Below are 13,352 nucleotides of genomic sequence, written 5' to 3' on the forward strand. Positions count from 1 at the left end.
ATCATTTAGCAAGATTTAAAACTTGTAGCTGTACTGAATACCATACATCCAAGCATTTGCACGAGTCGTGCCGTTAACCGTTGCTACAGGCAGAGGTCCAAGATACTGACTTTCAGTAACATCAATATCTTTGCCCATAAGATAGGTTAAACCAAAATCTAGGTCTGAGTGCTCAGATAAGCGATAGGTTAAACCAGCAGAGAACCAATGACGGTCAGAATCTGGAATCGCAATTGATTGGATCTCATCTACTGCTCCCATGTCATACATATAACCTGCACGCACGGTCCAAGCATTGTTTATGTCGTAAGTTCCACCGACAGAGAAGTGCCAGGTATCACGCCAGTTATACTCTTTGATCGTGCCGAACGCATCGGTATCTAGGGTATCGAAGTTGCTCCACTGGATAAATTGCGCCGAATAGTGCACGGCAAATTGATTGGTTAATTTGTGATAACCAGAAAACTCCGCAATTGAAGGCAGTGGTAAATGCAATGTATCGTCAGCCGCTGCTTGACCTTGGTAAACAAAGTCACCGTCGGCTTTAATGGTTGGAGAATAACGATAGCTTAAACCAAATCTGTGATTGTCATTGACTTCATAAACGGCACCGATATTCCAGCCGAGTCCATAACCTTCAGCTTCAACATCAAGTGCTGGAGCGCTTGGCCCCATTCCTGCGCTTTTGAATTCACGATAAAGTTCGCCAGAACCAGACACGATATCAAGGCCTGCACCGATACTAAAATTATTATTAATACGGTAAGACACGCTGCCTTGGATATTGGCACTACGCACTTTGGTTGTGCCACCGAAAATATCAGCTGCAAAACTATCTGAGTACTCGGTCGTTGTGCCAAAGTTAGAGTAAGCCCCAAAACCAATAGACCATTGCTCATTGATTGGATGAACGATAAAAATATTGGGTACAGGTGTTGCGCCACCAATATCTGACACATCAGGCAGACCGACTGATTGATAGCCTGTATTGGTTAAATAAGTGAGGCTAGCGTCTTTAAGTGTGACATCGGTATCGATATACGTCACACCTAAACTGATTGCAGTTGTGTCAAATAGTGCCATCGCAGCAGAGTTTCTCGCCATCACTGCGGCGTTATCTGCGATAACTGCATCACCAGCAAATGCGCGACCTAAACCCGTTGCCGATTGGCTATTTAGTTGAAAACCAGCTGCCATAGCTTGAGAGCTCGCAAGTGTTACGGCAACGGCTAGTAATGTCTTGTTAAAAAGCTTCATGATTTTTTCTCATTGTGTCTGGCCTCAATTCTATTGCTGCATAGCAGCTATTGAGGTCCATTTATTAGTCGCGCCATAGTAGGGGGGCGACGACTTAGCAACAACTCCGACCAGACTGCATTTTTTGTTGTTTTTATGTTAAATGTGGTGGGGCGAAATACAACTGGTTGGATCAGCTGATTGATATTCGCTTGGTATGCCCTATGGTTGAGGTTTTCTGGGGTGTGGCCAAGACATGCAAAGGTTAATTACTTGTAAACAGCCTTAAGTTTAGTAAAAAAATGAAAGTATAAAAAAAGCGTACATGTGTACGCTTTTTGGTGTGTTAATGTTTTTATTTGTTCAAATTTAATTAAAGCTTTTGGCTGAATTCGTCAAATTGAACGGTAATATCCTCGCTGGTTTTCGACAGGAGACTAATGAGTATTCCCGCTATAGTGGCAAATACAAAACCGGGCAGTATTTCGTATAGCTCAAATATGCCGCCAGTGGCTTGTTTCCATAATACAACCGTCAGTGCACCGACGAGAATAGTCGCCACAGCGCCATTTCGGCTATAGTGCCTCCAGAATAGTGATAACAACACCACTGGGCCAAACGCAGCGCCAAATCCTGCCCACGCGTAGCTAACTAACCCTAATACACTATTTTCTGGATTAAGCGCGATGATCCCTGAGATAAGGGCAATGGCGAGTACGCCAATACGACCGACCAACATTAACTCTTTATTGCTTGCTTCAGGGCGTAACCACTTTTTATAGAAATCTTCGGTGATCACACTTGAGCACACCAGTAGCTGAGAATCGATAGTACTCATTATTGCCGACAAAATTGCGGCAATAAGTAATCCACCAATCCAAGGATTAAATGCGGCATGTGCTAGCTGAATAAATACGGTTTCAGGGTTCGCGATAGGCTTACTTGCAAAATAGAGGCTGCCCGCGAGGCCTGTAGCTAGGGCGCCGATAAGCGCAACTATCATCCAGCTCATGGCGATACGCCTTGAGACCGTTAGATCGTCGACGCTGCCGATTGCCATAAAACGAGACAAAATATGTGGCTGGCCAAAATAGCCAAGCCCCCATGCGAGCAGCGACGCTAAGCCTATCACAGTCGTGTTTTCACTGAACATTGCTAGCATCGCAGGATCCAGTTCGTGCATACCATTTTGTGTTTCTGGTTGGCTAAAAATGGCCACAGGGACAATGAGCAATGCAATTAGCATTAAACAGCCCTGGAAAAAATCGGTCCAACTTACCGCGAAAAAGCCACCAACGAAGGTATAGGCCACGATAATGGTTGAGCCGATAAAAAGTGCCAATGTGTAATCTAGGCCGAAGACTTTTTCAAATAAGATGGCGCCGCCAACCATGCCTGATGATGCATAAAAGGTAAAAAAGACTAAGATGGTAACAGCCGATACGAGTTTGAGAATTCCCTGATGATCGGCAAAACGTTTCTCAAAGAAGTCAGGTAAGGTGAGGGCATTGTCGGTAAATTGTGTATAGATCCGTAGACGTTTAGCAACCAGTAGCCAATTGAGCCATGCGCCAAATACTAATCCTATACCTATCCATGCTTCACCTAAGCCACCAAGGTATACCGCACCCGGTAAGCCAAGTAACAACCAACCAGACATATCCGATGCGCCAACGCTAAGCGCAGTGACTGCCGGTCCCATTGAGCGTCCGCCCAGTATGTAATCATCGACAGAATCTGTTGCTTTGTATGCCCAAAGGCCAATACCCATCATCAAGATGAGATAGCCGAAAAATGTAATTAAAATCGGTAATTCAATAGTCATGCTTAAGCCGTTTTATTGTTATGATTTGGTGTAAGCTCGCTATGCTAGCAGAAGTTTGAGCGCCATCTCAATAAATCTAGAGGTTGTGATGAAGTTCTAACCTGTGGCAAAGATACTATTGCCACAGGTTGTGACAAGCTTAGATGAAAGATTGCTTAATTTCGTGTTTTATATTGTCAAGATCGGTGCGATTCTCGGCAACCAGTAACATATACGCATTATCAGCGGCGAACCCCATTCCTTGATAACGATTGTCGGCAAAAGCGTCTTCCAAGATCATCCGCTCTTCTACAGGTACGATAAACAGGGTGACTTTACCTTTTTCTCCCTGCATGACTAAGTGAATACTCTTCACTCCTTGAAAATCGCAATAGGTGCTAAACAGGACACGACCTGGTTGTTCGGTAAAACGGGCATTAGGCAAGGTGCCCATAGAGGCGAGCTGAGTATTGATGGTATCAAAACTAATATCATCTTCCATCTGCATCGCGACGTTTTCATGATAAACATGCGCTAATGCATGTTGACCGAGATCGACAGGACCTAGGCGTAGCAAACTAAAACTGATGCCTGCGACAAATGCAATTGAGGCGACCAATGCTAGCGTAAATCCCATTTTACGGCGTTGCACTTGATGTTGGTGTAATTGTTGATTTAACAATAGTTTGGCTGCTAGTCCTTCGGGGACATCAATCTTTAACGCCGATTCAAGTTGATTATCTAAGCGCTTTAAGTCATTCACAAATGCTGTACGTTCTTTAGATTCACGCATGGCTTGTAAAAAATCCACATCGTGACTATTTGGATTTTCATAGGCCTCTCGGCGGAATTTGAGCTCATCCATTAGAGCGCCCCCTAGTTTGCGTGTTATCAAGTAATTCTTTGAGTTGGTTACGTGCTCTAAATAGGCGAGTCATAACCGTATTTCGATTGAGCGCTAAAATGTCGGCGATCTCTTCGCCGCTAAATCCGCCGATCACCTGCAAAATGAGGGGTTCTCGATATTCCACTTCGAGCCTACTTATTTGACGATGTATAAAATGCTGCTCCACTTTATCGTCACTTGATGGTGATTGATTATCTTCAAGCTCAGACTGTTCTACATCGGAGTAATCGAACTGTTTTCGTTCAAACCGTCGCGCATTTTCTCGGCGTAAAATGGTAATTAACCACGCTTTAGCGGCCTTATCATCCTTTAGGGATTCTAAAGATTTCCAGGCCCTTAAAAAGGTCTCTTGGGTGATATCTTCAGCAATATGTTTATCGCCACAAAGCCAATAGGCGTAACGAAACAGATCGGCATGAAGTGCTCTGACAAGGCTATCGTATCGTCGTTGTTTACTTAGCATGTCATTATTGACCGAGGATCTCGGTTTTTTATTTCGCTTAAGGCTAAACATTTTTCACTCGAGATGATCCATTACGTCGATAAGATAACAAAAAGGGGTAACTTTACGTTACCCCTTAATAATGATGTGAAGCAAGCTTACTCGTTAGGGTTTAGTGGCGCTAGGGCGCTCTTAGCGGTTTGCTCATGTATTAAAGGGGCTTGTTTCACCGCAGTCATTAGTGCCACGGGATCTAAACTTAACTTGTTTTGACCATAAGCGCTGCGTTGTAAGTCGTTGACGGCTTTACTCAGTGCACTCGTTAGGGACGCGATATCGTTTAAGACCATAGGTTTGCCATATTGCTCGCTAAAATACGCTTGTAAGGCTAAGATTATTGGTCCCGCTTCAGCGGTTTTACATACCGACTCTAGTTGAGCTAATCCATTCATTTTTGCCGGTTTACTGTCTAAATTTGCTTTCGGCTCAGCCACGATAGCCGCAGAAGCGTTATATTGTTTACGCCAAAGGATGAGGGTGGCTAGCCAAAGTAATGCAAACAGAGCGGTTAGATAGGGCCAAACACCAGCGGAGCTATTGGTCATATCGGTTGGTGCGGTGGGAGATGATAAGGCACTATTAGTCGGTGTACTTGCAGAGGCTACGACAGTGACAGTTCGTGCCGGTAAGGTCGCAAATTCCTGCTTTTTAGTACGGCTGTTCCACCACGGGATGCTAATTTCCGGGAGCGTGTATGTCCCTGCTTTTGTCGGAACTATCGCCGTTGTTTGTGTTAGCTGAGATACCACTTGTTTCTCGCGCACAAAGGTTTGGCGTTGTGGCTTTTCAGGGTAGCTTTTAAAGCTATCTGGCACGGGGAGCGTGATTTCTGGCAAGCTAGCATCGTCAGTATTAGATGCTAGCAAGCTAATATTTCGAGTGATAGGCGTGCCTACCTCAATACTCTCTTCCTTACTGTTGCCGTTACTGTTAGCCGTCGCGTTATTTTCAGGCCAATCCTCCTTTAACACGACCAGATCGCTCACTAACCATTTACCACGGAAAGATTCTGGGACAGGTAAAATTGTGATTTCATTTGGCGCGGCTTTGGCCTGCATCGGCCTGCTTTCATTAAAGGAGAACATTCCCCCTCGGCGCGAAGCTTCAACTAGCACATCGCCAGAAAAACTGGCACCAGAGAGTGATAGCGTCCCGGGCTTATCGGCAATAATGCTGTAGGTTCGCTCGATAACACGGTAACGCCTGCCATCTAGAATTTCAGTTGTATCACTGTCTTCGCCTAATTGCTTAAGCTGAGCCCCTTCAACATTTGGTGCACTTAATACCCCTCGCTGTAATTCGACAGCAAGATAAAGTTTAACTTTATAAGTAATTAACTGACCTACGTAGGCTTCTTCGCTTGACAGGCTAGAGCGGATAAACAAGTTTTTCATTTGCTCCGGCTGACTGCCCGAAGCGGCAACCTGAAGTGCAATGGGAGCTGAGCTGATATTGTCGATCGTGAGTGAAGGGATGGTAACTGTCCCTGTCTTTTTGGGCGCGAGTAAAATTTGCCAGCGGGTTTCCTTACTGGCATCAAAGTTCATGATTTGAGTGCTGCGGCTGACGCTGGTGCGTCCGACAATAAAATCTTTTAGCAGGCCTGAGGTATCAAGGCTACCGTTATCGACATCATCATCGGCTTTGATGGTCAGCACTAAATACTCTCCCTCAATCGCAGGGTTTCGATCGACAGAGGTCTCTAGCTTAGTCAATGCATAAGCGGAGTTTGAGAGGCAAAGCGCCAATAGAGAAAGAGTCAAAAAATATCGTATTACCACTGTTCGCTGTCCTTTGAAGTCACGCCCTGACGACGTCGTTTTTGGTATTCAAGTTGCATTTTGTTGCGCAGTAGCACCTGCGGATCGTCGATAACGCCGGTGAGTGCACGCTGCATTTCTGGAGGCAGATCTTCAGGTGCAATGGCGTTAGTCATTGCCTGGACGTCCTCTTTAGACTCAGAAGCATTATTTTCATCGGTGTCTGCTTGAGCTGCGGCCATAGATTGCTCGGTTTGCGGCTGTGAGTCATCGTTAGCCGCTTGTTCAGCGCTCGCTTGTCGCGGCTGTTCTTGCTGCTCGGGATCGGCGCTCATTTGCGCTTCGTTATCTTGCGGCGTTCCATCTGATTGCTGATTTTCATCAGATTGGGTATTTGCATCTGACTGACTATTTTTGTCGTCATTTGTGCCATCTTGTTGCTGGCTTTGTTCATTTTGAGTTTGCTCTTGCGAGCCTTGCTGCGATGATTGGCTATCTTGACCTTGTTGCTCTCCCGATTGCTGATCGCCATGCTGCTCTTTTGATGACTGCTGCTCGTCACCGCCTTGCGACGGGTCTTGTTGCTGATTCTGTTGATTCGAATTTTGCTGCTGTTGATTGTCTTGATTGTCTTGATTGTCTTGATTGTCTTGATTGTCTTGAGATTGCTGGTTTTGATCAGCGCTATTTTGTTGTTGTTGTTGCTGTTTTAGCTGCTTTGCCAGCGCTAAATTATCTTTGGCTTCAGCTAAGCTAGGGTTCTTGGCAATAGCTTGCTCATACCGCTTAATTGCACCGTCTAAATCTTGCAACTGCATCAAACTATTACCTTGGTTGTATAAGCCTGTTGCAGAGTTATCTTTTTCATATTGTTCAAGTGCTTGCTCATAATCACCATTACGATAGTGTGCTGCAGCCTGCCAGTTGGGATCGCTAAATAGCTTGGCTGCCTGCTGATAATCTTGTTGGTTATAGGCTTCCATTGCTCGTTGGTCATCAGTTTGCCAAGGATGTTGCCAGCTATCGGCATAGGCGGGCGTATGAGGGACGACTAACATCAAGCAAGCCAATGTGGCGATAGCATGCCTAAAACTCATCAGTGCGGGTAATAGCAGTAACAGTGCGATATAAGGACCTAAGTCAAGCCAGGTTTCACCTTCAAGATCAGATGCCTTAGTTGACTGACTCTGCTCTAACCATTGGTTCAGCGCACGAAGGTCGCCACCATCGGCTCGGTAAGGGTAGAGGTTACCGCCATTGGCGCTAGCGATTGTGGAGAGTTCATTGTGATCGGTTTTAGGGACAACAATTTGATCGCTATTATCGCGCATTAACTGTCCATCGGGGAGGCGGATTGGTGCGCCTTGGGCACTGCCAAGGGCAATAATAGACAGTCTATATTGACTATCACTAAGAACACGGATCGATTCATTAATTTGTGCTGTTGCTACACCATCTGTGAGCAAAATAATATCGCCGCGAAGGTGGCCCCCCTGAGCCAGTAAGCTTTTAGCTTGGGTCAGCGCAGCAGGGAGGTTAGAGCCTCTAACGGGCATAATTTGTGGTGACAAAGTGGGTAATAAATTAAGCAGTGTTGACATATCTCGAGTGAGAGGGCTGATGGTAAAGGCGTCGCCTGCGTAGGCAACCAGTCCAGTTTCACCTTCTGTAAGACTGTTGATAAGGTCGGTCGCCTTAAACTTGGCTTGAGTTAATCGGTTTGGCGCAAGATCGGTCGCGTACATAGACAAGGACATATCCATGACGATCACCCGTCCTTGATTGGTCTCAAATACGGGTAAGCTTTGTTTGGTAAACGCGGGGCCGGATAAGGCGATAACGGCAACTAACCAGCTAAAAGTAATGACATTGAGGTTACTCTTTTTTGACTGAGCTTGGGTAGATACCAACACTTTAGCAAGGTGAGGGGCGATATAACGAGTCCAACTCGATTGCTGCTGTTCATTGCGGCGAAGTTGCCACAGCATTAACGCCAGTGGTATTAGTGCCAGCAGCCATTCGGGGCGTAAAAAATGGATCATAATGCTCCCCGTTTGTTAAAAATCAAACGTGATGAAATAAAAGGTAGACGTAATAGCATCTGCAACACACTGATTAATAGCGCTGCGGCTAATGGATAATAAAATAACTCCGATTGCGGACGATAAGTTAGCTGATCGCTATTGGTCGGCTCGAGTTTGTCTATCTCTTGATAAATTTGGTCTAACTCGGCTGAATTACGAGCACGAAAGTAACGGCCGTTGGTTGTGGTTGCTAACTTGGTTAACTGGGCCTCATCAAGATCCATTGAGGGGTTGACTCGCTCGCGGCCAAACAGGGTTCGTCTTTCCATGACATCTGCGCCAACACCTATGGTATAGATGGTGATGCCACGCTTGGCTGCGATCGCTGCGGCTTGTTCTGGAGAGATAGATCCTGAATTGTTTGAGCCGTCAGTTAATAGAATCAATACTCGATTACTCTCCTCGGCTTTATCGAAGCGCTTTACACCAAGGGCAATCGCTTCGCCTATCGCCGTCTGTTTACCGACCAAGCCAATTTGTGCTTCAGATAAAAATTGGGCGACAGAGCGTCGATCTTGAGTCAAAGGGGCCTGCAGGTAAGCATGATCGGCAAATAGAATTAGGCCTAATTTGTCGCCTTTTCGCCGTTCGATAAAATCGCTCATGACGTGTTGAACCATGGTGAAACGATCGATGGGTTTATCATTTAATACCATATCTTCAATCTGCATACTGCCCGATAAATCAACCGCGAGCATTAAGTCGCGGCCTTTGCTAGGCAGCTCTATCACGTCACCAACCCAAAGTGGACGAGCGACAGCAAAAACTAATAGTGTCCATATGATCCATTGTGGAACTTGACTTATCCGTGAGCTTTTACTGTGACCAACGGCCCCAGAATCGGCAACGCCAGGCATTTGTAGATGACCACTCACTTGAACCTGCTCAGTCTGGGCGCGTTTAAATATTAGCGGTAGTGGCAATAACAGGAGTAACCAAGCCCACGCTATTGTGAACATAATACCTCCTTACCAGTGCCATTTTGTTCTAGCGGTAGGGCGTTATTAAGCCACTGCTTCGCTGCAATTTTGAGTTGTTTGGCTTCCGCGGTAGTAAGCGCTTGTGCTTGATAGCGTTTAGCCAGCAATTTAGGGAGAGTCTCGTCCATCTTGTGGTCTTGTTGCCTTAACCAAGCGTACCAGTTATCTCCATCGAGTGAGGCGATGTTTTCTCTTGGCGTATAACTCATCGCGCTTCGCTTAAGCAAGGCATTGACTTCGATAGCCAGCTGCTTGTGGTGTATATCTAACCTATCTAACTGAGCTATTGCTTCGCGTTTAGCTGCGCTGTGTCGATGACGTTTTATTAGCCAAAAAGCGCAGGCGATTATCGTCACTATTATCACAGCCATTAACAGCCAGTAACCATATGCCAATGGCCATGCTCCGATGGGCTCTGGTGGTTGGATATCTTTCATCGCAGCTAAAGCGGGATTGTTCGCCGTTTGCATCTATCTTAAGGCTCCAATCTGTTGGTTTAGTGGCATCGCGGCGCTTATTACCCGTGGTTGGGCGTTCAGTTGGCTCATCATATTGATAAAGTCTTGTTGCTGGGTTTGTTGGCTTACCAGCCAGCGATCATAACTATTGCGATTCAAAATAAGCTCGTTATTACCATCTTTCACTGGTAGCTGAAATTGTGCTGGCAGAGGTAACTCTCCTTGCCTTAATGGGTCTGATATGAGGAATGCACCAATATCACAATGGCGTTTCAATTCACTTAATGGTGCAAGACATTTAGGCGTGAAGTGGCTGCCGTCGCTGATGATCCAGATTAACGAACCCGGCTTTGCGATGCGGCGCAGGCGCTGGCATGCGCGAAATAGATGGTCGGGCTCATGTTGTTGCTGATTGATACCATCAAGCTGTTGTTGATGCACAGTCTGGATTGCCGAGATCAATGCCAACATCGCGGTTTGGCGGCTACGAGGTTTTAACTCGATATGCTGTTGCTCACTAGCAATTAGGGCGCCTAATCGATCACCATTTGCTACCGCGTTCCACCCTAATGTGCTGCCAAGATGCGCCGCTTGTACTGCTTGGAGCATCAAACTTGAGCCAAAGTAGAGGCTGTGGCTTAAATCGAGCAACAGCAGCACCGGACGCTCACGCTCTTCAACGAAAAGTTTGGTATGGGCTTTCCCGGTTCGTGCCGTGACGCGCCAATCAATGGTGCGCACATCATCACCACTCTGGTAATGACGGACTTCCGCAAACTCCATACCACGCCCCTTTATCGTGCTGGCTCTATGACCTGCTAGTGCCGCACGCGCTTTGGTGTGTCGTTGTGGTAGTGCTCTGGCGATATTCTGACAGGCGAGTAACTCTTTTTGATTGAGTGATACGCCATCGGCAAAGAGTGGTAACTCACTACTTAACATTAAGGCACCGCAACTTGGCTAAGAATATAGTTGATCACTTGGTCGGCATTCACGCCTTCAGCTTGTGCTTGGTAACTGAGCAACAGGCGATGACGCAGTACGTTAGGCACCACAGCTTGAATATCTTCTGGCGATACGTAGTCTCGCTCCATTAACCATGCCCGCGCTCGAGCGCATCGTTCGATAGAGATGGTGGCGCGAGGGCTAACGCCATACTCAAGCCAGCTGGCTAAGGTATCGCTGTATTGCTCAGGTTGACGCGTCGCCATGACGATGTTGACTATATATTGTTCTAGCGGCTCTGCTAAGTAGATCTCCAACGCTTCGGCGCGTGCTGCAAACACTTCTACTTGAGCGATAGGTGATACTTTTGGCAGATCATGTGCTTTGGCTTCATTGCGAGAGAGCCTCATGATCTCAAATTCAGTTTCAGCACTAGGGTAATCCAAGTTGAGATGCATTAAGAAACGGTCTAGTTGCGCTTCAGGTAGCGGATAAGTCCCTTCGTTTTCTAACGGGTTTTGGGTTGCCATAACTAAAAACAGCTTAGGTAATTGATAACTATGCTTACCTACGGTGACTTGACCTTCCGCCATCGCTTCGAGCAAGGCTGACTGAACTTTAGCCGGTGCTCGGTTGATCTCATCTGCCAAGATCAAGTTATGGAAAATTGGACCCGCTTCAAATTCGAAGGTGGCGGTCTGGGCGCGATAAATATCGGTACCCGTTAAATCAGCAGGTAGAAGATCGGGCGTAAACTGAATTCGATGGAAATCGCCTTCGACGCCATCGCTTAGCGCTTTAACCGCACGAGTCTTAGCTAAACCTGGCGGGCCTTCAACCAATAAATGACCATCGGCTATTAATGCAATCAATAAGTTTTCGGTGAGAGTGGGCTGACCTAAAATGACTTTGTTTAGGTATTCACGTAATGCATGAAATCGACTTAACGGCATGTTGCTACTCAGTTTTATCAATAGTGTGAGCTGTAGACAGCGAAATAGGGTAAGAATTCATATAGGGGCGGTTTTGCTAATTTCAAGGCAGTAATGCACTGCGAATGAATGTGGCAGCTTCATCCTAAATGTAAATCAGCAAAATAAGTTAGCATGCTTGATAGGGGATTTAAACCGATTAAGGGGGATAAATTGGCTTTTATTAAACATTGTTAATCAACATCTTTTTGGATAATTTACCAGTAAAAACCAAACAGCTGTTTAAAACTTCGAAATAAGAAGTTAGAATCAGATCACACTTTGATGGTCTGACCTGTTGCTTAAGTGATGATTTTTGAGGCAGCAGTGTAAGGAAACAATAATAACTGCGCCAATAGCATAATGCTTATTAGGTGTAAAAAGAGGGCAAAAGATGAGTGATTTACAGCAAGTAACCAATGCAAAAGGCGATCGCATTGCGATTGTGATGGGGCTTCGGACCCCTTTTGCTAAGCAGGCCACTGCATTTCATGGTGTTTCGGCATTGGATATGGGGAAAATGGTGGTCAATGAGTTGCTATCTCGCTCTGAACTTGACCCTAAAGAGATTGAGCAGTTGGTGTATGGCCAAGTCGTACAGATGCCAGCAGCGCCTAATATTGCCCGGGAAATCGTACTTGGTACAGGTATGAATGTTGCGACCGATGCTTACAGTGTGACTCGTGCCTGTGCTACTAGTTTTCAGTCAACGGTGAATGTCGCCGAATCTATCATGACGGGAAATATTGAGATTGGTATAGCGGGTGGCGCGGACTCATCATCGGTATTGCCCATTGGCGTGTCGAAAAAGCTGGCTCATGCACTGGTTGATCTCAATAAGGCCCGCAGCTTTGGTCAAAAGTTCGCCATCTTTAGACGCATAGGTTTAAAAGACTTGTTACCTGTTCCACCTGCGGTTGCTGAATATTCAACTGGGTTATCTATGGGGCAAACCGCAGAGCAGATGGCTAAGACCTACAATATCAGCCGCGCCGATCAAGATGCACTCGCACATCGCTCTCACTCTTTAGCCACTGATACTTGGAATTCGGGGCATTTGCGTGAGGAGGTGATGACAGCGCATGTACCTCCATATAAATCTTTTATCGATCGTGATAACAATATTCGTGAAAACTCATCTATCGAGTCGTATGCCAAATTGAGACCTGCATTCGATCGTAAACACGGCTCTGTTACTGCGGCTAACAGTACGCCATTGACTGACGGTGCTTCAGCGGTGCTGCTAATGAGTGAAAGCCGTGCTAAGGCCTTGGGTTATCAACCGATTGGTTACATAAAGAGTTACGCGTTTACTGCCATTGATGTATGGCAAGATATGTTGATGGGTCCATCGTACGCGACGCCACTTGCACTAAAACGCGCAGGAATGGAGCTTGAAGATTTAACCCTGATTGAAATGCACGAAGCGTTCGCAGCCCAAACACTGGCCAATATGCAGATGTTTGCTTCTAAAAAGTTTGCAGAGGAAAAGCTCGGTCGTAACCGCGCCATTGGCGAAATTGATATGAGTAAATTCAATGTACTCGGTGGCTCACTTGCTTATGGTCATCCGTTTGCGGCAACGGGTACACGTTTGATCACTCAGGTGTGTCGTGAGCTTAAACGTCGCGGTGGTGGTACTGGGTTGGCAACGGCCTGTGCGGCTGGTGGTCTTGGCGCAGCAATGATTGTAGAAGTGGAGTGA

Annotated in this window: 11 protein-coding genes; 1 reads left to right on the top strand and 10 read right to left on the bottom strand. The window is 46.2% G+C overall.

The genetic code is table 11. The features are described from left to right. Nucleotides 1–15 precede the first annotated feature (15 nt). The 10 genes from K0I62_RS07025 to K0I62_RS07070 form a co-directional block, all read right to left on the bottom strand. A complete protein-coding gene (locus tag K0I62_RS07025; RefSeq protein ID WP_220070760.1) occupies nucleotides 16–1,257 on the bottom strand; it encodes an OmpP1/FadL family transporter in 1,242 nt (413 codons plus the stop codon). 352 nt (nucleotides 1,258–1,609) lie between these two features. Beyond that, nucleotides 1,610–3,061, bottom strand: coding sequence for a sodium/proline symporter PutP (putP, locus tag K0I62_RS07030; RefSeq protein WP_220070761.1), 1,452 nt, complete (start codon nucleotides 3,059–3,061; stop codon nucleotides 1,610–1,612). A gap of 139 nt (nucleotides 3,062–3,200) precedes the next feature. Further along, a complete protein-coding gene (locus tag K0I62_RS07035; protein WP_220070762.1) occupies nucleotides 3,201–3,905 on the bottom strand; it encodes a DUF3379 domain-containing protein in 705 nt (234 codons plus the stop codon). Then, nucleotides 3,898–4,461 (bottom strand): sigma-70 family RNA polymerase sigma factor, encoded by a 564-nt coding sequence (locus tag K0I62_RS07040; protein ID WP_220070763.1) that lies wholly within the window; start codon nucleotides 4,459–4,461, stop codon nucleotides 3,898–3,900. Before K0I62_RS07040 ends, K0I62_RS07035 begins: the two co-directional genes overlap by 8 nt. Nucleotides 4,462–4,547: 86 nt before the next feature. After that, a complete protein-coding gene (locus tag K0I62_RS07045; RefSeq protein ID WP_220070764.1) occupies nucleotides 4,548–6,230 on the bottom strand; it encodes a BatD family protein in 1,683 nt (560 codons plus the stop codon). Further along, on the bottom strand, nucleotides 6,224–8,251 hold the full coding sequence (locus tag K0I62_RS07050) for a vWA domain-containing protein (protein ID WP_220070765.1): 2,028 nt from the start codon (nucleotides 8,249–8,251) through the stop codon (nucleotides 6,224–6,226). The genes K0I62_RS07045 and K0I62_RS07050 overlap by 7 nt, the downstream gene beginning before the upstream one ends. Then, nucleotides 8,248–9,252 (bottom strand): vWA domain-containing protein, encoded by a 1,005-nt coding sequence (locus K0I62_RS07055; protein WP_220070766.1) that lies wholly within the window; start codon nucleotides 9,250–9,252, stop codon nucleotides 8,248–8,250. The genes K0I62_RS07050 and K0I62_RS07055 overlap by 4 nt, the downstream gene beginning before the upstream one ends. Then, entirely contained in the window at nucleotides 9,240–9,743 is a 504-nt protein-coding gene (locus tag K0I62_RS07060; protein WP_220070767.1) for a DUF4381 domain-containing protein, read from the bottom strand. The genes K0I62_RS07055 and K0I62_RS07060 overlap by 13 nt, the downstream gene beginning before the upstream one ends. Beyond that, nucleotides 9,744–10,673 carry a DUF58 domain-containing protein gene (locus K0I62_RS07065; protein WP_220070768.1) on the bottom strand — a complete coding sequence of 310 codons (930 nt, stop codon included), beginning with the start codon at nucleotides 10,671–10,673 and terminating at the stop codon, nucleotides 9,744–9,746. Continuing rightward, nucleotides 10,673–11,629, bottom strand: a complete 957-nt coding sequence (locus tag K0I62_RS07070) for an AAA family ATPase (protein ID WP_220070769.1) — start codon at nucleotides 11,627–11,629, stop codon at nucleotides 10,673–10,675. The genes K0I62_RS07065 and K0I62_RS07070 overlap by 1 nt, the downstream gene beginning before the upstream one ends. 412 nt (nucleotides 11,630–12,041) lie before the next feature. Between K0I62_RS07070 and fadI the strand changes: the two genes are divergently transcribed. Next, nucleotides 12,042–13,352, top strand: coding sequence for an acetyl-CoA C-acyltransferase FadI (gene fadI / locus K0I62_RS07075; protein ID WP_220070770.1), 1,311 nt, complete (start codon nucleotides 12,042–12,044; stop codon nucleotides 13,350–13,352).

The organism is Shewanella psychrotolerans (genome assembly GCF_019457595.1).
GTDB classification, from domain to species: Bacteria; Pseudomonadota; Gammaproteobacteria; order Enterobacterales; family Shewanellaceae; genus Shewanella; species Shewanella psychrotolerans.

Excerpts from the sequence above, each read along its gene's own strand:
- K0I62_RS07025 (WP_220070760.1), bottom strand. The coding sequence starts at position 1,257 with ATGAAGCTTTTTAACAAGACATTACTAGCCGTTGCCGTAACACTTGCG.
- putP (WP_220070761.1), bottom strand. The coding sequence starts at position 3,061 with ATGACTATTGAATTACCGATTTTAATTACATTTTTCGGCTATCTCATC.
- K0I62_RS07035 (WP_220070762.1), bottom strand. The coding sequence starts at position 3,905 with ATGGATGAGCTCAAATTCCGCCGAGAGGCCTATGAAAATCCAAATAGT.
- K0I62_RS07040 (WP_220070763.1), bottom strand. The coding sequence starts at position 4,461 with ATGTTTAGCCTTAAGCGAAATAAAAAACCGAGATCCTCGGTCAATAAT.
- K0I62_RS07050 (WP_220070765.1), bottom strand. The coding sequence starts at position 8,251 with ATGATCCATTTTTTACGCCCCGAATGGCTGCTGGCACTAATACCACTG.
- K0I62_RS07055 (WP_220070766.1), bottom strand. The coding sequence starts at position 9,252 with ATGTTCACAATAGCGTGGGCTTGGTTACTCCTGTTATTGCCACTACCG.
- K0I62_RS07060 (WP_220070767.1), bottom strand. The coding sequence starts at position 9,743 with ATGCAAACGGCGAACAATCCCGCTTTAGCTGCGATGAAAGATATCCAA.
- K0I62_RS07065 (WP_220070768.1), bottom strand. The coding sequence starts at position 10,673 with ATGTTAAGTAGTGAGTTACCACTCTTTGCCGATGGCGTATCACTCAAT.
- K0I62_RS07070 (WP_220070769.1), bottom strand. The coding sequence starts at position 11,629 with ATGCCGTTAAGTCGATTTCATGCATTACGTGAATACCTAAACAAAGTC.
- fadI (WP_220070770.1), top strand. The coding sequence starts at position 12,042 with ATGAGTGATTTACAGCAAGTAACCAATGCAAAAGGCGATCGCATTGCG.